The sequence below is a fragment of the Fodinibius roseus genome (assembly GCF_900129315.1).
Taxonomy (GTDB): domain Bacteria; phylum Bacteroidota; class Rhodothermia; order Balneolales; family Balneolaceae; genus Fodinibius; species Fodinibius roseus.
In genome coordinates this window covers 63984-85554 of the sequence record NZ_FQUS01000007.1, presented here as the reverse complement: position 1 = coordinate 85554, position 21571 = coordinate 63984, and the positions used below count along the sequence as shown (strand labels likewise).

General features: G+C 50.3%; 19 protein-coding genes. 1 reads left to right on the top strand and 18 read right to left on the bottom strand.

Annotated features, from left to right (window positions below; all coding sequences use genetic code 11):
- Nucleotides 1-185: 185 nt before the first annotated feature.
- From BUB16_RS08075 to BUB16_RS08055, 5 genes are all read right to left on the bottom strand, one after another.
- Nucleotides 186-965, bottom strand: coding sequence for an endonuclease/exonuclease/phosphatase family protein (locus BUB16_RS08075; protein WP_073062017.1), 780 nt, complete (start codon nucleotides 963-965; stop codon nucleotides 186-188).
- A gap of 198 nt (nucleotides 966-1163) precedes the next feature.
- The gene (locus tag BUB16_RS08070) at nucleotides 1164-2597 is read right to left on the bottom strand and encodes an OmpA family protein (RefSeq protein ID WP_084088129.1); all 1434 of its coding nucleotides are present in this window, start codon (nucleotides 2595-2597) and stop codon (nucleotides 1164-1166) included.
- A 503-nt stretch (nucleotides 2598-3100) separates the two neighbouring features.
- Complete coding sequence (locus tag BUB16_RS08065) at nucleotides 3101-5245, bottom strand: tetratricopeptide repeat protein (protein ID WP_139240236.1); 2145 nt, start codon at nucleotides 5243-5245, stop codon at nucleotides 3101-3103.
- A 126-nt stretch (nucleotides 5246-5371) separates the two neighbouring features.
- Entirely contained in the window at nucleotides 5372-6226 is an 855-nt protein-coding gene (locus tag BUB16_RS08060; RefSeq protein ID WP_170864327.1) for a proline dehydrogenase family protein, read from the bottom strand.
- A gap of 49 nt (nucleotides 6227-6275) precedes the next feature.
- Nucleotides 6276-6923, bottom strand: a complete 648-nt coding sequence (locus tag BUB16_RS08055; RefSeq protein WP_211483128.1) for a hypothetical protein — start codon at nucleotides 6921-6923, stop codon at nucleotides 6276-6278.
- A 213-nt stretch (nucleotides 6924-7136) separates the two neighbouring features.
- Here BUB16_RS08055 and BUB16_RS08050 point away from each other — a divergent pair, with 213 nt between their 5' ends.
- Nucleotides 7137-8303, top strand: coding sequence for a Gfo/Idh/MocA family protein (locus BUB16_RS08050; RefSeq protein WP_073062005.1), 1167 nt, complete (start codon nucleotides 7137-7139; stop codon nucleotides 8301-8303).
- A gap of 371 nt (nucleotides 8304-8674) precedes the next feature.
- On the opposite strand, the gene BUB16_RS08045 is transcribed toward BUB16_RS08050, so the two are convergent.
- The 13 genes from BUB16_RS08045 to gcvT form a co-directional block, all read right to left on the bottom strand.
- Nucleotides 8675-9262 (bottom strand): outer membrane beta-barrel protein, encoded by a 588-nt coding sequence (locus BUB16_RS08045; protein WP_073062002.1) that lies wholly within the window; start codon nucleotides 9260-9262, stop codon nucleotides 8675-8677.
- A 69-nt stretch (nucleotides 9263-9331) separates the two neighbouring features.
- Nucleotides 9332-9736: a hypothetical protein gene (locus BUB16_RS08040; protein ID WP_073061999.1), complete on the bottom strand. Its 405-nt coding sequence runs from the start codon at nucleotides 9734-9736 to the stop codon at nucleotides 9332-9334.
- 344 nt (nucleotides 9737-10080) lie between these two features.
- Nucleotides 10081-10905: an energy transducer TonB family protein gene (locus BUB16_RS08035; protein ID WP_073061996.1), complete on the bottom strand. Its 825-nt coding sequence runs from the start codon at nucleotides 10903-10905 to the stop codon at nucleotides 10081-10083.
- 10 nt (nucleotides 10906-10915) lie between these two features.
- Nucleotides 10916-11326: an ExbD/TolR family protein gene (locus tag BUB16_RS08030; RefSeq protein WP_084088127.1), complete on the bottom strand. Its 411-nt coding sequence runs from the start codon at nucleotides 11324-11326 to the stop codon at nucleotides 10916-10918.
- On the bottom strand, nucleotides 11326-12078 hold the full coding sequence (locus tag BUB16_RS08025; protein WP_073061993.1) for a MotA/TolQ/ExbB proton channel family protein: 753 nt from the start codon (nucleotides 12076-12078) through the stop codon (nucleotides 11326-11328). Before BUB16_RS08025 ends, BUB16_RS08030 begins: the two co-directional genes overlap by 1 nt.
- Before the next feature lie 31 nt (nucleotides 12079-12109).
- Nucleotides 12110-13249 carry an SPOR domain-containing protein gene (locus BUB16_RS08020; RefSeq protein ID WP_170864326.1) on the bottom strand — a complete coding sequence of 380 codons (1140 nt, stop codon included), beginning with the start codon at nucleotides 13247-13249 and terminating at the stop codon, nucleotides 12110-12112.
- 20 nt (nucleotides 13250-13269) lie between these two features.
- Nucleotides 13270-13473: an HU family DNA-binding protein gene (locus BUB16_RS08015; RefSeq protein WP_073061986.1), complete on the bottom strand. Its 204-nt coding sequence runs from the start codon at nucleotides 13471-13473 to the stop codon at nucleotides 13270-13272.
- Between the two features lie 16 nt (nucleotides 13474-13489).
- Nucleotides 13490-15193, bottom strand: a complete 1704-nt coding sequence (locus tag BUB16_RS08010) for a hypothetical protein (RefSeq protein WP_073061983.1) — start codon at nucleotides 15191-15193, stop codon at nucleotides 13490-13492.
- 158 nt (nucleotides 15194-15351) lie between these two features.
- Nucleotides 15352-16383 carry a lysylphosphatidylglycerol synthase transmembrane domain-containing protein gene (locus BUB16_RS08005; RefSeq protein WP_073061980.1) on the bottom strand — a complete coding sequence of 344 codons (1032 nt, stop codon included), beginning with the start codon at nucleotides 16381-16383 and terminating at the stop codon, nucleotides 15352-15354.
- A 55-nt stretch (nucleotides 16384-16438) separates the two neighbouring features.
- The gene (locus BUB16_RS08000) at nucleotides 16439-17074 is read right to left on the bottom strand and encodes a LolA family protein (protein WP_073061977.1); all 636 of its coding nucleotides are present in this window, start codon (nucleotides 17072-17074) and stop codon (nucleotides 16439-16441) included.
- Nucleotides 17049-19607: a DNA translocase FtsK gene (locus tag BUB16_RS07995; protein ID WP_073061973.1), complete on the bottom strand. Its 2559-nt coding sequence runs from the start codon at nucleotides 19605-19607 to the stop codon at nucleotides 17049-17051. Before BUB16_RS07995 ends, BUB16_RS08000 begins: the two co-directional genes overlap by 26 nt.
- A complete protein-coding gene (locus BUB16_RS07990; RefSeq protein ID WP_244545662.1) occupies nucleotides 19591-20346 on the bottom strand; it encodes a 2-phosphosulfolactate phosphatase in 756 nt (251 codons plus the stop codon). Before BUB16_RS07990 ends, BUB16_RS07995 begins: the two co-directional genes overlap by 17 nt.
- A gap of 37 nt (nucleotides 20347-20383) precedes the next feature.
- Complete coding sequence (gene gcvT / locus BUB16_RS07985) at nucleotides 20384-21481, bottom strand: glycine cleavage system aminomethyltransferase GcvT (RefSeq protein WP_170864325.1); 1098 nt, start codon at nucleotides 21479-21481, stop codon at nucleotides 20384-20386.
- Nucleotides 21482-21571 lie beyond the last annotated feature (90 nt).

Sequence of the window (21571 nt, the reverse complement as noted above, 5' to 3'; positions counted from 1 at the left end):
GATGATAGCTGCTTGGTTATCGCCCTGGGATTCATTTAGAATACGCATAAAGGGGACAGACCTCGCCGACACCCGTTGACTGCTTTACATAACCGCCCCTTATACGACAAATATTGGCTGTGCTGGTCAGTTGACTGGCTCATTGATTATTCACGACGAATAGATGCAAAATAAGCGGTTAAGTATTACTTAAGCTTTAGCTTGAGTACATAGGGGCGGTGGTCCGAAGCAAGAGGAATTTCCGCTACATAAGATTCGAGAACCTTAAAATATTTGTTGGGCTTAAATATGATGTAGTCAATTTCTTTTACGGGGTCATCGGCGGGATACGTGCCGGAATTGCCCTTCTTAGCGGGAATTTGCCATTGTTCGGACAGATATCTCATAACTTGGGAATCTGCGGTAGAATTAAAATCACCTCCGATGATCACAGGTACTATATAATCCTGATGAATTTTATTAAGCTTTTTTGCCTGGGCCATGCGCTGTTCTGCAGTCATATACAAATGAATCCCAGTAATCCAGATAGGTGATTCCCAGTCTTTATTAAGAAGTTGAACAGATAAAGCCGTGAGTGGTTTTGCTGTCATTGGCAACTGGTGTATTTGTTGCTTCTTGATGGGGATATTCGTGAGTATTCCATTACCGTACGCTCCACCATCATACGGCCGATGCGCTCCAAAAACAGGCTTCATATTCGTCCATTCTCCCAATTTCATCATTTGATCGACTTCTTCGGTTCGATGAGTCACACTGTCAACTTCCTGGAGAAAAACAATATCAGGATTCAATCGGTTAATCACATCTGCCGTGCGGCGAAGATTCAATTGGCCATCCATTCCTCGTCCAGCTTTGATATTGTAAGAGACAACAACCAGTGTTGAATCATCTGTGAGAGAAGTGGCCATCGCAGGATTACCGATGACGCTGATTACGAACCAGAGTGTTACAATCCAAAGTCTCATAGCTTAATCTGTTATTTGGCCCGGATTATCCTAACCAGTATTTCTCATGCTGATACGTATATGGTTAAACCGGATTATTCACCAAGAAATTCGGGTTAAAGAGCTTTGCAGAATCACATTACAAAAACTCCCTATAAATAAAAAAAGGCCCCGCTAATTAAAGCGGGGCCTTTCTTCAGTTTTTGAGCTTTTTGTGCGTTACAATTGCTCTACCTCGATTTCTACTCGACGGTTTTGTCGACGTTCTTCTCGGTTCGCATTCTCAATCAGAGGCTGAGATTCACCCAGGCCTTCGGTAAAGATGCGGTCACCGCTTACACCTTGTCCCTCAAGATAACTCTTGACAGACTCGGCTCGACGCTGAGACAGGCGCAAGTTATACTGCGCAGGTCCGATACGGTCGGCGTGACCTCTCAAGGTTGCTTTGAGATCGGTGTTATCAATCAGTTCATCGGCCAGACGATTCAGTTCGCTTTCGAACTGCTGCTCGATATTTGTCTGATCGAATCCGAAGTTCACATCTTCAAAGTCGAAGTCAACTTGCGGACAACCGTTATTGGATGCGGGACCCGGCTCTTCAGGACATTCATCCTCGTAGTCGGGGATGCCGTCGCCGTCGGTGTCAGGACAGCCGTCAAATTCAGCTTCGCCCGGCTCTTCAGGACAATTATCATCTTTGTCAGGAATACCGTCGCCATCCGTGTCGGGGCAGCCGTTAAATTCAGCTTCGCCCGGCTCTTCAGGACATTCATCCTCATAATCGGGGATGCCGTCGCCGTCGGTGTCAGGGCAGCCGTCAAATTCAGCTTCGCCCGGCTCTTCAGGACAACGATCATCTATATCCGGAATACCGTCGCCATCCGTGTCAGGACAGCCATCGAATTCTTCCGGTCCGGGGGTTTGCGGACAGCGATCCTCATCGTCGGGGATGCCGTCGCCGTCGGCGTCGGGATCAGGACTAATGTTAAACTTGAATCCAACAGAAGTCACTAAGAAATCATCGTGGCTTTTGCCATCGATGTTACTTGCGCCACTGCCGGCCTGACCGTCAAATCCATCAACGAAGGTACGGTTATAGGTGGCTTTTAAGAATAACTTTGTCTTCTCGGATAAGCTGATATCAAACCCGGCGGCAAGGGGAATACCCAATCCTATCCGGCTGTCGATATCATTGACGGGGCCAGTAGGATTTTCATAGATATTGTCGCTACCACCAAAGTAGGGAGTAACACCAACACCTGCAGCCAGGAATGGCTGTAAGGTTGCATTCTGGCTAAAAATATATCCGTTTGCCAACTTATATCGCAGCATGAGGTTGGCATTTACATACTTCGTACCAAAGCTGTTGTGAGCTTTGACATCATTCGGATCTTCCTGGTTTTTATAATCCAGGTATCCGTATTCCAGAATGGCATCAAAATCGAAAGACGGGCTCAAATACTGGTGTAACCCAATACCTGCAGACCAGTCTGTATCGACCTCATACTCAAGCATCTCATTCCCGAGATCACCATCATATTCGTTATGCCCGAGATGGATGCTCATCCACGTTGGATGATCCTCCGTTTGTGCGTGCAAGGCAGGCACAAATAGGCATAACATGGTTGCGGCTAAAAGTAGCTTCTTTAACATAAAACCTCCTAAGATTAATTATAATTCAGGCCAACGCCTGATTCCGATTATTTAATTTTGACGTTGTAACGTTTAATTAAAAGCTCAATACAGCTCATAAGTTCCCTAATTTTTCTAAATATTAACAATATTTTTTTTCAACCTGTCCGCTGACTCCTTTATAATAGCTAAGTTATTATTTTTAATGCACTTAGAAAGCCTTAAATCGATCTCTTCCATAGCGACTGCCCACACAGGTGCTTTAATTCTTTATTAAATTAAATTGTAAATGAGCGAATTTCTCTTCCTGTCATGCATCGCCGGAACTTTTACTAAAAAGGCTAACTCCATCCCAGCTAAAGGCATAGCAGATTTTGTAAATAACAGCATGATCTCCCTGGCCGGTTGAAACGAAGTTTCACCTCTTCATTTGAACCAGTCACTGACCTATCTTACATAGTTTATCTTAATAAACCAAATACAGATTGTCTTGACTACTTATAGCCGAAGCGGCATTTCCGGCTTTAGGGTTTTTCAAAATTTTCTCGGTTTTTCAAAAAGTAGTGCCAATCGATTTCCCGGTTCAATCGCTGCCGGTGCCGGTCCCTCAGTCCGGTGCGGCTTAACTTCCGGATCCATTCCAGGGCAGCCTCATCCTCCCGCTGAAAGCACAAATGATGAATCAATGCCAGGTAATCATCAAAAAAGTCGTCCCGCAACGGATGCTCAAGCAGCTGTTCGGCATAACCCATCATGCTTGCCCATTCTTCCTGTTCGACGGAGGCCCGAACCGCTCGTATTTTCGTGCGGTACAACGCTTTGTCAAAGGTGGCGGAATCGGGCAGCTCCCGCCCGTACGTCAACCGGCGATAGATCTGCCACTGCCGGTTACCCGTGCGGGTATCCAGCGCCTCTTTTCGCAGCGTATCGGGACCGGAGGCATAAATAGTTCGGGCTTGTTCTACATGGGCCCTGGCCTGCTCCCGATTACCGATCAGGGCAAAAGCGTCCGCATACAACAGCTGCAGGTCCAGTGTTGTATCCTTTAACGAGGCGACCCTGCGAACCGCGCCAGGTTCTCCGGCTTCGAGGTGTCGGTAGCTCCACTCCGCCTGGATGGACGGGAGGCTATCGGATTCGACCAGCGCCCGGTCAAGCGCAACCAGGGCTTCTGCCGTATCACCTGCGGCCCGGTAGTACCGGTAATTATCCCACGCGGAAGCAAAGGCTGATACGACATGGGGACACCGCTGCTCCAACAGGGACGGTATAGAAAAAAGTTGCCGGGCATTCCGCCGGTCTGTCGAATCAACTGCTACGGAATCCAGGTGACGGTGCCATCCCCCGACCAATAGCTGCCAGTCCTGCGGATAAGCGTCCCCGACATCCCCGGTGCGATAGGCCTCTTTAATATGTTCAGCGGGATACCGGTCCAGCAAATACTGCACAAACGAACCGCCGGTCATATAGTTCACGCCGGATCGCCCGCTGTAAAATCCCCACGGGGACAACGCTTGCCGCAGGGCTTCGGGGCCGGGATACGGTTTTTCAGCGGCTACCATCTGGTCGACCGTCGTGGTGGGCGACGACCCCCCGTCTACCGCAACCGCCAGTCCCTCTACCAGACCAATGCTCCAGCTGGCATTGAGCAGCGCGTTGCCGAACTGCTTGGCGGCCACATGCACCAGCTCGTGCTTGAGGCTTCCTGTGATCTGTTGTTTGGCTATGTGCAGTTGATCCCGGGCCAACCACACCGGCACAAAGCTGGTAAACTTTGCTCCCACCAATCGCTTCTTTTGCCAGGGATGAGCATATAGATAGCTTTCGATTTTGTGACTAAAGTCAGCCGGATTCAGTTTAAGCTTATCAGAAATCCGCTCCAGGTAGAATTCATGCTCACGGGCCAGCATGCGGATTTCGTAATCGCTGTAATACTCCCGGTCGTAATAGAGTTGAAAGTGCTCGGTTTCCAGGCTCCCCCCCAGAACGGCCTGGATATACGAGGGGGGAGATATAATGCCGGTCTCGGCCAGCTGCGTGTAACCAACTCCCAGGCCCACGGCGGAGATCCCGACGATCCACACAGCAAGCCTATCGCTTCCGGCGGATGGAATATGCCAGAGCAGCAGTGCCCAGAGTCCCGTCATCGACCGGAAAAAAAACGCAGCGCCGCTGACCGTGATCGCCTCATCGTAAATAGGGCCTGCCCAGCCTCCCCAAACGTGGTTAAAAAAATACAGCTGCGGGTAATTAAAAAACTCAACCAGTAAGACCCCGACTCCGATGATCAACAAAATGACGGTGGTTGCGGTCCGCCGGTACCACAGCCCCCATTTTCTTGCCAATCGTCCCACAGCATAGCCGAAAAAGACGCTGGGTAGCGGATAAATAAGCCAGAAAGCCAGCCCGTGGACGGAAAAACAGCCGCCGGCAAGCGCATTCACCGCAAGCGGCAGTCCCCCCACATACAGATAACCGGCTACGGTCAGGGCCGAATAAAAGTCACTTTTCTGCCGGCTGTGACCACATGCCCTGAGACCGGCCCAAAAACAACCCGCCAGCGATGCCAGAATGGCCGACTCGATATGAAAATCCCCCGCCAGGGGAATAAAAAGTAATCCAGCCCCCGCCAGGAGAGGCAGCATCAGCCTCAGCCGTTTGATGTCCATTTGCATTAACATATCAAAATAAGGTGTGTAGCTCTGTGAAACCGGCTGCGGAGAAAGAAGTGAAAATCATGCGAACGGCCGCTGCTTCTCTTTTCCCTTCTGCTTTTCATCCCCGTCCTCCTGCTTTTACTTCTTGAACAAGGTAGAAAGTACGAACCAAATATTTTCCTTGCGCTCCGTCAGCCGGCGCTTGAAATAGGGAAGCCACATCGTGCCAAAAGGTACATATATGCGGGTTTGATATCCTTCCCGGGTGAGCTGTTCCATCGTCTCCTGCCGCAGGCCGTACAGCATCTGGAACTCAAAGCGCGAGGGACCGATGTCTTGGTCTGTGGTGTATTTACGGGTCCAGTCAATCAGCTCATCATCGTGGGTAGCAATACGCGGACAGGGGGTCTTGTCAAGCAATATTTTCATATAATCTTTAAATGCTTCCCGGATCTTGCTCATATCCTGCAAAGCGATATCTTCCGGCTCGTTATAGGCTCCCTTGCACAGCCGCACATCCGCCCCCAACCCGGCCAGTTCCGTGAGGTCGTTCTTCGTTCGATGCAGGTAGGCCTGGATGACAATGCCCACATGCTTCCCGTATTCCCTGAAAGCGTCTTTATACAGGTCAATGGTATGCTGCGTATAATCCGACCCCTCCATGTCGATCCGGACAAACTGGTCCTGTTCACGAGCAACATCCAGCAGTTTAAACAAATTAGTCCGGCAGTAATCGATATCAATATCAAGTCCCAGCATGGTAAGCTTTATCGAAATGGAGCTCTCCATCCTGTCGACGGTGCTGATATTTTCCAGCAGACCTATATAGTTGGCTACCATCTCGTCTGCCATTCCACGGTCTTCAACATTTTCGCCCAGCAGGTCCAGCGTAACCTTGATGCCTTTTTCATTCAGTGCTTTAACTTTGGGTGCGGCGGCTTCAAACGATTCACCGGCCACAAAACGCTTTGCCAAAACAAACGGTAACTTCATGTGCACTTTCTGTAATTATCCTTCCCCTGAAAACGATGAAAATAACAAATTACGGGCTTTCAGTCTCAACCTGTTTATCTATGGTTTCGCCCGTTGTGACCATGATATGCGCCCAGGGCGTACCCGGTTCCATAATCCAGGGAGCTCCTTTGCTGGCCGGTTTTGTAGCCAATCCGGTCGAAGCTTCGGTGGCAAACGGAATATAGACCACGTAGGTGGGAGAAACCTCTTCTGCTGTGGCATCGTCATAATTAAAAGCGTCAGCCGGACCCGATAAAGAATATAGGGCCATCGGCTTCTCAGGCATCGGCAGTTGCCCGGAATTTATCTCGGAACGTCGAATCAGGTCCACTTCTTTCCGCGACATCCCCTTCGCCTTCAATGCACGTCCCCGTTCCATAAAGGGGTCGAGATCCTTGTGATAACAGGCCACGTGGAACTGCGAGTCCCGCGGGTCGTCCGCAATACAAATCAAGTTATTCGTTCCCTCTCTCAGCGTGGACAGGGTGGTATCGGCGTTATATCCCAGCACCATCGCCCCGGCCTGCATACTCCCGGGTGCGGGGCTTACAGCCGCTGAAATCTGCTGCCGGGAATCAGGCAGGGTTTGCTGTCCCACTGCCGTGCTCACCACAGCATTAAAGAGCATGAACGCTACTATTACCGATACCAATGACCATTGACTATGATATCCCATGGGAATCTTCTTTTTAAATAGAAATTGAGTAAAATATACGAATTCCGTCATGTTTTTCATCATGTTATTCGTATTAGAAATGCAGGGATTCGCCGACAGCGTCATAAAAGCTGTATAAAAACAAATCAGATGTGCCAAATACAGCTTACATCCCCATTAAACACAAGCTGCTGATATTAACAACTGTTTTATACCAACAACAAGGAGTTAATTATGAGTTATTCAAGACGTGACTTTCTTTCCCATCTTTCACTCGGTCTCGGTTCAGTGGCTATGCTGCCGGGCCTTGCCATGATTGATAGTACAAAGCGTTTTTTGGCGGCTGCGGGACTGGCTGAACTTCCCGAAAACGAAAAACTCGGGGTGGCCCTGGTCGGACTCGGCAGATATGCAACCGGACAGCTGGCACCGGCCCTGCAGGAGACGAAACTGTGCAAGCTCTCGGGCATCGTAACCGGCACGCCGCGGAAGGAGAAAGAATGGGCCCGGAAATACGACCTTCCCGAATCCAACATCTATAACTACGAGACCTACGACCAGGTAGCTGACAATGACGATATCGATATCATCTATGTGGTATTGCCCAACAGCATGCACGCCGAGTACTCCATCCGGGCCGCTGAGGCCGGCAAGCATGTCATTTGCGAAAAACCGATGGCCACTTCGGTCAGGGACTGCCAGCAAATGATCGATGCCTGCCAGAAAGCCGGACGCAAGCTTTCGATCGGCTATCGGCTGCATTTCGAGCCCTATAATAAGGAGATGATGCGGCTGGGCCGCCAGGAGGTACTGGGGGCCGCAGAACAGATGAGCGGCGCCCACAGTTTTCCCCTGAACGACCCCGACGCCTGGCGTCTTGACAAGGAGATGGCGGGCGGTGGACCCCTGATGGATGTGGGTATCTATGTGATCCAGGCGGGTCTCTATACGATAGGACAGCTGCCGGTGTCGGTCATGGCCTGGGATGAAACTCAAAACCCCGATAATTTCCCGGAAGTGGAAGGGACGATTCGATGGGATCTGAATTTTCCCAATAACGTAGTGCTGCACGGCGAGTCGAGTTACGAAGATCGCGGAAATAACTTCCGCCTGGAAGCAAGTGATGGCTGGGCGGAACTCAGTCCCGCTTACAGCTACAGCGGCATCCGGGGGGACACCAGCGAAGGCCCCATGGATTTTCCGCAGGTCAACCAGCAGGCGCTGCAAATGGATGACTTCGCCCGCTGTATCCTCGAAGACGACCAGACCATCGTGCTCGGTGAGATGGGGAAGCGCGACATGATTATTATGGAAGCGATCTATGAGTCGGCCGACACCGGCCAGGAAGTACCTCTGAATTTCGATAAAGAAGAGGGATATATACGCCCGCTTGCGGGATGATTCGGTACAACATTCCCCCGAGAAAGCACATCTACATCCAATTAGATGTCCTTTCTAAGTAAGTACGGTCAACCCCTTGTAGTGAGGAAAAAGGGGCAAAAAAGACATTTAGCATAGGAGTAAAATCGTGCCGAGAGTCAGACGATTTGAGTCCATTTATAAGAGGTCTATTGAGACAAATAGTGTCTATTAAATAAAAAAAGCTTTAGAACTTGCCTTCTGCCAATGGGCGGATGCTGTAACTCCAAATGAACCGCTTTCATAGATCTTTGTTCAGTCAGACTTTAGTTTTCTAAAAAGCCCTAACGAGGGGTGTAAGAAACCACTTAGTTTGATTAGCTATACAAAAAATACAGGGATACTTAATTGCTTCAAAGATATACCTTTAATCCCAGCTGTGCATTAAAGCCGGCTAAATCAATATGTTGCAGTGGCCTCTTCTTATCCTCAAAAACCAACCGGTAGTTAATAGTCGAGAACATGCCCCACTTACGCGTTAATTTCCAGTCGACCCCTAACCCAAGGTTGGCACCCCCGTTTACAGAACTTGCTTGTGAGGCCGGAGTGTCTGTCTCCCACTCATCTTTTGTCGGCATTACAAGCAGCGAAGCCTTCAGGTATGGTTGTAACAAAGCATTCGGTAACCTACGATACTGGTATTGTAACCCAATCGGGTAAGTGGTCATTTGAATATTGGTCCCCGATTCTTCTCCCGGATTCCGGGATTCATACAGGCTCCCTGAAAGAACTGACAACGTGAGCCCAATACGGTGGTACTCTGCCACTTGGTATGCCACAGTTAAGCCGGGATATATCCTCAAATCTTTTCCATAAACAGATGGGGATCCCTCAATACCCTGTCCGGCTACAGAAACCTCAACTTGGAGGGGTTGACCATGACCGCTTGTCGAAATCATAAGTAATCCAACCAGAACTACAAATTGAATAATATATCCCATGATTCGCTTGTTCTTATTATTACATATGCTAAGCATAATTAATTAACGCATTTAATTGTTCAGCTTCATTCATTCTATACAAACTCGTTCTGTATGAAAATAGCTTGACTCCCCGGTCCGGTTTTGTGCCGTAACATAGTAAATAGCCTCTCTGGAACAATCCCCGTAATCTGGAGGACCAGAAGGATTATCTGAAGAATGATCAGGAATGGCTTTGCTTGGATCAACTTGGATCACGGCATGCAGTCCATCCCCAATGGGCTGAAACTTATAGAATAAAGAATCCGATGGTGCTTTAAGATATCCTACTACCCCTTCATTATCTGCTACCAACCTGACCTCACCTATTCGATTTTGAAGTGTTCCTTCCCAATATAGCCCTCCATCATCAAGCTGTTCTGTCTCTTTTTTCCCCATAACCATCGATTTATCCGGCACAATATTCAGCTCAATGGGTTGCTCATTTTGCAGCATAGTCTGAACATTCTTGGCAAGCCGCCCAAGATGAACTTGTGTTGTCGAGCAGAATTAATGGTCATCTGCTATATATACACATACGTTTCGGGCCATAACTATTCAATTCAAAAAATATTTTGTTACTAATTCATACCATATAAAATTAAAGTAACTGAAGAAAATAAATTTGATAGTACTACAGGTTGGCTATAGGGCTGGATATCTTAATTTAAATGTAATCCCACGTTTTACTTTGGTTTCTCTGAATATTGATACCGGGGGGGCATGTAGAGTTGAAAAATCTCGCAAAGCTCGATTCCCAAAAGAGCATAAACGGGTCTCCTTTTTCAGGAAACAGTCAGCTATTCGAGTACAAACCGGAAGGTGATGGTTCCCCACTGCGACTGCTGGGGCACGCCGGAGGGCAGGCGGGAAAAGCGCCAGCTTCGAAGGGTTTGCAATACTTCCCGCTCCAATTCGGGATTCATTTTCTTCAGCGGGACAATACGTCCGATCGTACCGTCCGGCTTTACTTCAAACCGGATGGTCAGGGTTGCTTCCAAATCCGTGGGGTTTTCGGGCAGCGGCTGTACCATGGGAGCACGGTCGACGTCTCCCTCCCAGCGCAATTCATAGGGAGCGGATTTCTCCTGCTCGTTACCCGTGCCCTGGTCCGACTGAATATCGCCGGTCCTTCCCTGCGGGTCGCCGCTGCTTTCCGCCCCCTCCTGCCGGACTTCATCCTGCTCCGTCTGGGGCGGGACCGTCACTTCCTGCTGCTCTTCCGTCGCCGTTTCTTTTTCGGGATCCACCTCATCCGTATCAGGAGTTTGAACTTCTTCCTCCTCTATCTCCTCGGTCTGATCCGCCAGATCAACCTGCTTGGCGGTTTCTTCTGTCGTTTCCTGCTGCTCCTCGGCGGGATCCGGAGTATCAGGATCCGGATTTTCCGGTTCTGTTTCCGAGGGGTCAGGCCGCGTGGCCACCTCCTCATTTTGCTGTTCGGCAAACTCGGCCGGCGAGCCCGACTGAAACTCACCGAACTGGACTTCGATAAAAGAGGGACGGGCCTTGGTTTGAATGGTAAAGGAATATAACAGAAATATGATCACCAGCGCTACATGCACCCCACCCGTAACCATCAGGGCGAAACGATCTTCTTCTTTTTGGAATGTAGGTAATTCCATGTAAGGACTGTTATTGTGAATTTTGTTCCGTAGCCATCACAATATTTAACTGCAACGCTTTGGCGACATTCATGACACGGACCGCATTATCGACAATAGCATCCTTGTCGGCCCGCAGTACCAGGGTGCCCTCCGGATTCTCATTTTTAGCTTCCTGCAGTGCGGAGGCCAGCATGCCTTTCCCGGTCAGCTCCCCGTTTACAAAGAACTCTCCCTCTTTCGTAACGGCCACATTAATGAATTGTGAGTCGGTCTGCGCGCCGGTTTCCGCTTCCGGAATATTCACTTTAATGCCGAAGTTCGTAACAAAGGAAGAGGTCAGCAGGAAGAAAATCAGCAGCAACAACACGATATCTGTCAGTGACGACTGTGAAAACAGCGTCAGCGGCTCCATTTTATTTTCATCTTCTCTAAAGTCCATTACCGTACCTTCTGTGCTTCTTGTTTCTTTTTACTGGATGGCGACTGCAGCATATCGATAAAATCCGCCGATGCATTTTCTAACTCATGAACGGTACGATTTATTTTACCAAGTAGAAAATTATAAAACCCGTAGGCGATGATACCCACAATCAAACCGGTCGCAGTGGTGATCAGCGCTTCCCAGATTCCTCCCGCCAGCACGCTGGGATTCACATTCCCCTGCAGCGACTGAATATCCATAAAGGCTTCGATCATTCCGGTAACCGTCCCCGTAAACCCGACCAGCGGGGCAACACCCGCAATCGTTGCCAGCCAGTTCATGCGCTTTTCGAGATGAAAAATCTCTTTTTTCCCGGCATTGCTGATGGCACTTTCAATATCCCGGATAGAACGACCCAGGCGACGAATACCGGCTTTAAGAATGCGGGCCAGCGGCTTGTCAATACTATCACAATACGTCAGGGCCCGTTCGCGATCTCCGTCCTTCAGCATCCCCTCAACGGTACGCAGGAAGCCGTCTACTTCAATGCGGGAGTTGTTGAGCGACCGCCACCGTTCGGCAATCACAAAAATGGCGACGATTGACAGCAGAAACAGAGGAATCATCAGCACGCCCCCCTCCGCAAGCAATTCCAGCATCGACATGTTCTCCTGCTGGGCGGCTAAGCTCAGGCTGTCAGCTATTGATGAGGTGTCTGCGGCTGAGGTGTCTGGTTGAGACTGTATCCAAAAGAAAAGTAAGGCTTGCATAAAATTGATCCTCTATATTACAACTATATGGTTAAAAACGATTAATAAAGTTATTATTTTGATAAGGTTCGGGCAGCTCCCGGACCGCTTCCTGGGCCGCTCCGATAGTGGAAAATTGTCCGATGCCTACCCGGTAATACGTACTTCCGCTGACATCCGTCTCCTTTATCCTGGTGCGAAAACCTTCTGCCACCAGGCCCTGCTTTTTCTCTTCGGCCAGCTCCATCGTGCGCAGAGAGTGTACTACAATGGTAAAGAAGCCAGTGTCAACATCCTCGTTAAATTCGCCATACAACCCATACGGCTCTGTTTCAACGGTTGAAGCCGGTGTCTCATTGCCCTCCCCGCCGGGCGGTTCCGGCGGCTGTTCCGCAGGCTGGGTATTTTCAACCTCTTCTCCGCTGGTCTGCTCACCGGACGATCCGGCATTTTCCTGCTCCATGCGCTGCTGCTCAGCAGGCATGCCGGAGGAAGCCGGAGAGCTGTCGCTGCCGGCCCCAGCGGATCCAAACAGGCCGAAATCATAAGCTAACCAGCCGGCGACAGATAAAGTAAGAATAACGGCGAGAATTACAATAGCTTTCCCCAGCGGATCGTTATCAAGAGATTCGGTTGTCTCCTGCGTACCGTTGTCCGCCTTCACGGCGGCAGGGGCGGTCGATACCGGCGGTTCTGCAGAATCTACCCCATCCTCGTCCTGTGTTTCTTCCTTCCGGCCCCCCGGGTCCCTGTCTCCCGGCTTCTCCTCCGGGGGAGCCCCGGACGATACTTCAGCCGGCGGTACGGGCTCCGCTTCCGGGGTTTCCTCTTCGGGGGAATCCGAGCCATTGCCGTTTAATTCAGGGGCCTCAATCTCTTTCTCCAGAGACTCCTGTACTTCCGCTTCATCCGGCCGGCCCGCCACCGGTACGTCTGTGCCATCCGGCTCTTTAAAAGCGCCGATGAGTTCAATCGGCTTCATGCCGGCGTATTTATTATTAATTTCTGTAGACAGGACCTCCGAGGGGATAAACTCCAATCGATCCTGAACCGTCCTAAACGTACCAAATCCCTCTATCCGAACGGGGTCCCGTCCGGTTTCGACCTGTCGAATATGATTCGTCAGCTCCGCAATCTGCCGATCCACACGCTCCTCATCCATGCCCGTCCGTTCGGCAAGTAATCTTATCAATTGTTCTTGGTTAACCGTTGTCATGACTGGAGCTGCTTTTCAGGGGTAAAGCTGATGGTATCCTTGGGAGGCATCATCACAACACGACCATTGTCGTACTGCTTTTGAAACTGTTTCCTGTGCTCGACGCGGAATGATCCCACACCTTCAATTCTCACGCTATTTCTCTGAGCCATTTGCTCGCGCACAACTTCAACAAATGCTTGCAAGAACTCCTGATCCATCCTGCTTGTCCACTAACTATAATTTAAAAGTGAGTCCGCCATAAATTTGCAGGGGACGCTCTACATATCCTTCCCACTGCTGGTACTGCTGATCCAGGAGGTTGACGACTTTCCCGTAGACCCCGATCTTGTCGGTGATCGATACGTCCAGCTGTCCCCCCACCAGCAGGTAATCCTCCATATCCTGTCCCTGGTCGTTTTCCCGAATGCCCCGGTAATCGGCCCAGCCTTCGATCGTCATCCCGTCGAACAGCTTCAACCCGAATCCCGAATTCAAGCCCAGCTTTTCCGAGAAGGGGATACGCCCCCCGTCCCGCAGCTCCGGCAGCTGCGCATACGCTTCCCCGCTCAGCCAAAATTTTTCAGGCACCACCTGGTGGGTAGCCGCGGCATACAGCCGGACGTTCGTGGCATCGGCATATCGCACCTCGTAGAACAGCAGCTGATCCGGGTTTGTGGCAACTGCATTCCGTTCAAAGACGGGGTGATTGGAGATATCCTCGTAGCGGATGCCGCCCGACAGCGTGCCGACTTCGGAATAGGTCAGTTTCAGCTCACCCGACCCGTACATTTTATAGGTATGCCGAAAGTTATTGCCGGAATTCAAAAACCGGTTGGTGGTGTGCAGCTGCTCCGCCGAACGCACGTAGGGCCTGGCGCCGATATTCCCGATCAGGGTGGCCCCTTCAAAAAGCGGCAGTTCAACGGTTGCAGAGGGACCGAAATAGACCTTGTCCTCAAAGGCGTCGGATCCGTAATAAATGCTGGCATCCACAGTCACGTGCAACTCATAGTTAAACAGCCGCTGGTATTCAACGCCCGCCTGGCCCGTCATCCACTGGTCGGCCACCATGCTATTGCTGTAATCCCCCATCCGTCCGCCCAGTTTTGCGGTAATGGTTTCCATGGGGCTGGCTCCCGCCCACCTTTTTGCCAGCGAAACGTTATACACCCCCTCGTCCGTCTCCCCGGAAAGATCGCCGGCCAGCACGCGGGCATCATAATATCGCATATGAGCCTGCATCTGCCATCCTGCCACGCCGTTTTTCATCCGCTCGAGATTCGCCCCGATATCAAATCCGCCATGCTCTTTGCGCGGACTGTCGGGAATATCCAGGGACGTTTCCACGCCATACATATGATTAAAGCTGTTCTGCAGACCCAGATCGAATCCCAGGCGTGTCTGTTCGTCTAATTTTGTGGCAAATTCTCCGTTGGCTGTCAAAAACCGAAAGCTGCTCGCCTGTCCGTCCAGGTGTCCCTCCGAAGACGAAAAATCCAGGTCTCCTCCGATATAACTCTTATCATTCAGTCGCGTTACGCCCCAGAAGTTGGCTTCGGGACTGGTATAGCTGCCGCCGCCCACCCGTCCGAAGGCGTTAATATCCGGGGAATAGTGCAACCGGGCATAGGGAGGCGGATCAGGCCGGGCCATATCACTTATGGGGAGGTCGGCCACGACCTCTTCGCGGCTTTCAATATAGGGCATGCGGTCGGAATCTATCCTGTAGACCCGTGAAGCCGGCTCAAAACCAAGGATCGGCTGCCGCCGAAGTCCGGGAAAACGCGCATTAAACTCGCTGCGAATTTCAATATCCTGCGGATCTATTTCCGGAAGCATCGCATCATCATCCCCGCCCTGCCGGTCCTGGGCAGCCAGTGGAAAAGCAGCTATTGCTATAAAAAACGATAGAAAAGTACCAGTTAGAATGCGTTTCATGGGTTGTTGGATAATTTCAGTAAAGGCTGAATGCCGATGAAAATCAGTTTTAATGTACTAATTTTTTAGCAACCATTAATGCCCAATTGCCGGACGTTTATACCTGCCTGAGGCTCTTCTGTTTCGACTAAAGTACAAAAATAATAATTTACCGGCGGTCACACCACCGGTTTACCCGCTTTAGTTGAACGAAGTTTATCGATAAATAGTACAATAGGCGTGATACAGGCCACAAAAATAACCATCCCGGCGTGCGTAACCGTTGCGTAGGCGATGCCGGTGACCGCCGGGACGGCAAACAGCACCAGCAGCGATTGCTTGACAAAATAGTGATAGGTACCCAGTCCCCCGGGCGAGGGAATTGCAATGCCGATGGCGGAAATAACCGTAATCACCAGTGCATCCAGCATATCCAGCTGGTAGGCCTCCTGCATATCGAACATCCAGAACGGGATGTAGGTCATCAGGGTATAACAAAACCAGATAAGGGCCGTATAAAGCATGAAAAGCCACCAGCGCTCTACCTTGCGCGCCGAAAGGATGCCATTTTTAAACATCACGAGCGCATCTCTGACCCGATCAATCCAGCCTTGCAGCAGGGGCGACTTCCTGCCCAGGTATATGATAACCCGGATCAGCAGGTAGCCGATAAAAGCAACAATACCTAAAAGCAGGATGGTCCACCCGTAGGTCAACAAGCTGGATTCATTGGTCAGAAAGTTGATGGTGTCATCGCCGAAAATCTGTTTCAGTAGGGCGAGATCGGCGATAATATATACCGAGACAACGGCCATCAGAAAAAACATGACCATCACATCCACAATGCGTTCCAACACAATGGTCCCGATCAGCTTGGAGGTGCTTAATCCCTCTTTTCTGGCCACATACATCGGACGGGAAACCTCGCCCAGCCTCGGACCTACCAGGTTCATCAGATAGCCTACCAGCACTCCCGAGATAAGCGTGGAACTATCCAGCCCTTTCTTGTCATGTTCAATAAGCAGCCGCCAGCGCTCCGCGCGAAATACATGGCTGCAAAACGCTGCTATCGCAAACGGCAAAACCCACCCGAACTGGATATTCTTGGTATAATCCCAAACCTCCTGCAGGCGGACATTGCGAAACGCCAGCCACAGAAATACGGCTCCCAGCATCAGGGCAAGAGCAATTTTCAAAAAACGTTTAAGCATAATGGATTAAGCCGAATTTTCCACTGGTTTTAGCAATTAATGTGATCCCATCCTATTAGTTCCGCATATCAACAACTTCGGCTCCTTCCGGGTAATCGAGATGAAACATCTCTTGCCTGGCCGGAACAAATTTTCCGTCATTAAATTGCGTCGTTATAACATTATCCACCGGATCTACGGCCCGAATTTTAAGAGGTATAAGGTCGCTGGAAAGAAAAATCTCTACCTTTTTGTAGATAGCAAAAGTATCGTCAGAGGTCAATCGAATATAAAACTGGTCCTCGCGGCGCTCCTCGGCCTCCACGGAGAACGTTGAATCTATGCCGTTGAGAATGCGCGAGGGAGCAAAATCATCTTCCGATGGCTCATATGTGCTAATGATAACCCGGTTCCGGTTGTTATCATAGACCATGGAGGTTTTTCCGTTCACTACCACCGACTGATGATCGGCCCGTACCTTGTACTGCTCACGGCCCACCCATATCCATCCGTCGCTGGATACGGTATCCCCGGTATAGGAGTCTACGGACCGGTGTTGAAAGTCGGCCGAAAAAATTTGACCGTTTTCAAACTTCTCTTTCAGCTGTGAAAACGGGTTCTCCTGGGCAAGAAGGGGCTTCGTGACACCTAACAAAAAGATCGTACAGGCTAATACCCGTAAGAGGTTAGCGATTGAATTCGTCCAATTCATCTAATAATTGTTCTAATTCTTCTTCATCTTCTACCAGTACGTCGCGTGCCGTGCTGCCCTGATAGGGTCCGACGACACCAGCATTAAACAACTGGTCGATAATACGCCCAGCCCGGTTATAGCCGATTTTCAGCTTGCGCTGCAGCAGCGACACCGAACCCTGCTGGTGCAGGACAATAATCTTTGCAGCCGCCTCAAACAGCTCATCGATATCCTCCAGCGGATCGGGGATATCACCACTGGAAGATTCTTCTTGGATAACTGGTAGCTCGTACTTTTTATTATACCCGCGCTGGTTTCCGATAAACCCGGTGATCTCTTCCACCTCTTCGGTCGATACAAAAGCGTTCTGGATGCGGGTCATGCCCCCGCCGTTGGTAAACAGCATATCGCCGCTGCCGATCAGCTGGTCGGCCCCGCCGGTATCCAGGATCGTTCTCGAATCCACTTTGGAAGCCACCTGGTACGCAATTCGTGCGGGAAAGTTAGCTTTGATGGTCCCGGTAATGACATTGACCGAGGGTCGCTGGGTGGCCACCACCAGGTGGATGCCTACCGCCCGCGCCAGCTGGGCCAGCCGCGCGATCGGTTCTTCAATCTGCTTACCGGCCGTCATCATCAGGTCGGCCAGCTCATCGACCAGCACGACGATATATGGCAGATGGCGGTGCCCTTCCTCTTCATCCAGCTCGCCGTTATCAAATTTTTTGTTATACGATCGGATATCCCGAACCATCCCCTCTTTCAGCAGGTCATACCGCTCATCCATCTCCATGGTAAGGCTTTCCAGCGTTTCCTGGGCTTTGGCGGTATCCGTGACAATGGGATCTTCGGTACCCGGTATAGTCGCCAGGAAGTGGTCCTCGATCTTCTGGTAGAGCGACAATTCGATCTTTTTCGGATCAATCATCACGAACTTCAGATTATCCGGGTGACACTTGTACAACAGGCAGGTGATGATCGTATTAATCCCCACCGTCTTACCGGATCCGGTGGCTCCGGCAATCAGCAGGTGCGGCATCCGGGTGAGATCGACCATAAAAACTTCATTTTCGATGGTTTTTCCGAACGCCAGCGGCAGCTCATAGTCACTTTCCACAAATTTCTTCGTATTGATGACCGACTTGATATACACAATCTCGCGCTTGCCGTTGGGCACTTCAATACCAACCGCCGAGCGTCCTGGAATGGGGGCCATAATACGCAGGCCCCTGGCAGCGGTCGCCATCTTCAGATCATTGGCATAGCTCTCGATCTTGCTGATCTTCACATCGGGAGCCGGGTCGAGCTCGTAAAGCGTGACGGTGGGACCCACAATGGCATTAATGCTGCGGATCTCTATCTTATGGCGCTTCAGCTTATCCAGGATGATGCGTTTATTCTCTTTGATCTCGTTGAGATCCACTTCATTGCCTTCGTTGGGCGGGGAATCCAGCAGCTTCACCGTGGGAAACTTGTATTTAACCCTGGGCACTTCCCGGGCCTTGTCCTTATTCTGGCGATCGAGTTCCCGGTCTCCCGCCTCTTCATCTCCTTCGCCCACATATACTGAGATATCGACATCATCCTCATGATCTTCGACAATCTGTTTTTTTTCTATATCGGCGCGGGGACGCTGGTCCAGCGACTGCACCTCCTGCTGCTCACGCCGTATACGCTCGCGATCCTGCTGCTGTGATCGTTCTACAATTTCATCAATCGAAGTTGATTCGGGCGGGCCTTTCCTGCCGGTCTCCCTGTCAGATGAGGGAGCAGACTGCCGGGGGGATCGCGACGGGGACCCTGATTGGGATTGGGATTGCCTGCGCATTTGCTGCTCAGCCTGTTGCTGTTGTTGAACCTTCGCCTGCTGGGCTTCCGTTTCACGTTGCCGCTGTTTGTTCTTTTTTTGAGCCTGCCGCTCTTCCTGCCAGTCCGCAAACGACGCTCTGATATCCGAGAACCATCCCTTGACCGTATCCACGGTCGTCTGCAGGTCCCGGTCCAGCAGCGCCAGAACCGTGGTTACCAACAGGACGGCCAGGATAATAATCGATCCGATCCCGGTTATATTTTGTAACACCCGCGCCGTGGCAATGCCGGCGGATCCATTCCATACCGAAGAGTACCAGTCATATTCCGCATTAAACCACCCCAGGATTGTGGATAAGAGAACCATGCTCCAAATGCCGTAGGCGGTGGGCCAGAGCAGCTGACCGGCATCATGATTCCGAAAGATAACCCAGCCATAGGACAGAATGATAACAGGGATGAAAAGGCTCATATAGCCGAAAAGCCTATACACAAAAAAATGCGCCAGGTAGGCTCCCACCACACCAAGCCCATTTTGAATACGCAGGGCGGGTCCCCGGTCAACACTAAACAGGTTATCGGTCGAGAGCGACTGAATGAGATTATAATCGGAGGCATGATAACTTAATATACTGAGCCCTATCAGGCCGCCGAGGGCCATCACCAAAATACCAATAATCTCCATTTTCCGGGATTCCGTAAGTCCTCCCAGAAACCTGCCGGAACTATTTTTCTTTGCCATAGAAATCCGAAATAATACCTTCTTTCATTACTGGCAGTACCTGCATCTTATTGCGCTGGCAACAATAAGCAATATCTTCTTCGCTTACGAGATCTTTTAACCGAACGGCATAATTTGAGGTCTTGACTGCCTGTTCTATATCATCACCAAATTTCTCATAAAGACCAAAAGCTACCTTGGCCCCGTCTTGCACATTATGGGGTAATATTCCGTCTGTAAGTTCGTAAATAATATTTCCAGCACAAAGTAAATCCTCAAGTGCCAGGCGACCCTTCCATCCCGCACAGACCAGGACAATATCCGTTTCCACTTTCTCAAGATCCGTTATCAGTGTACGCAAGTTAAGAAAGGAACCGATTAGAACCCTGTCTGCCAGGCCCGCACGTTTGATCGCCTTGGTCCCGTTCGTCGTATTTAAAATAATCGTCTTATCTTCTACCTTTTCCCCGTCGTAGTCGAGGGGAGAGTTTCCCAGGTCATAGCCTTCAATTTTAACCCCGTCCTTTTCTCCGCATAACAAGTAGTGAGGGGAGTCGAGATTTTGGGAAATCTTGCTGGCATCCCCCATATCCGCAACCGGAATTACACCCTTGGCCCTGTTATGCAGGGCGGTAATCATGGTAGAGCTTGCCCGCAACACATCAACCACAACCGCTGTTTTGTCTCTCAGTTCTTCCTCTTGAAATGATTGGGATGATATAAAAACGTCAATCTTGTTATTCATGAATTCGTGACTCATTACATTAACCGTTAATGCTTATCTGCTTCTTAAGAAACTATCTTTCTATAAAAGGGGGTTTTTGTATGACAGCCCGGGCCTTCCTGTTCCGAATATCTACATGAACCGTACAACCTTCCCCGCTAAACTCCCTGCTCACGTAGCCCATCCCGATATTCTTGTCCAGCGTAATGGACCGGGTACCGCTGGTTACAAAACCGATTTCGTTATCCTCTTCATCGAACAGGTCGTATCCGGATCGGGGGATCGCTCGCTTATCCTCAATGACAAACCCCACTAACTGCCGGTCCGGCCCCTTCTCCTTCGCTTCCACAAGCGCATCCTTTCCAATAAAGTTATCTTTCTCCAGCTTGGTAAGCCAGCCCATTCGCGCTTCGAGAGGATGCGTATCTTCGGTAATATCATTCCCATAAAGGGCAAAACCCATCTCGAGGCGCAGCGTATCACGGGCCCCGAGTCCGCAGGGCTCGATACCAAAGTCCGCGCCGGCATCCATTATAGCCTGCCATACGCCCTCGGGGGACGACTGATCCTTATTAAAGTAGAGCTCAAATCCCTCTTCTCCCGTATAGCCGGTCGCCGAAAGGATCATTTCGTCGCAATTTGCCAGCGTGCCGGTCTCAAATGTATAAGACGTAATGCCGGAGAGGTTGGTTTCGGTGAGTTTTTGCAGGGTTTCCACCGATTTTGGTCCCTGTACCGCCAGTAAACAGGTACGATCCGATCGGTTTTGCAACTCGGCCTCAAACGAATTGTGCCTGGCTATCCATTCAAAATCTTTTTCAATATTCGAGGCATTAACCACCAGCATATACTCATGCTCCCCCAGCATATATACCAGCAAATCGTCGACAATACCTCCATCTTCGTAGCACATGGCCGAATACTGCGCTTTCCCGGGCTTCAGGGCAGAGGCATCATTAATCGTCACATGCTGAATCAACGGCAGGGCCTCCTGGCCCGTGATAAGGAATTCGCCCATATGTGATACGTCAAACATCCCTACCGCATTGCGAACAGCCTTATGTTCTTTGCGGATACTCTCGTACTGCACGGGCATGTCAAAGCCGCCAAAATCAATAAGCTTTGCTCCCGCTTCCTCATGGAGTTTATAAAAGGGTGTTCGTTTCAGCATGGCCTGTTGTTTAATTACCGTTTGCTCATTGCGGACCTGTTGTGCTTCCTGTGAGCCGGAATTTAATGAGCTGTCAGTTTTAACTTTCTT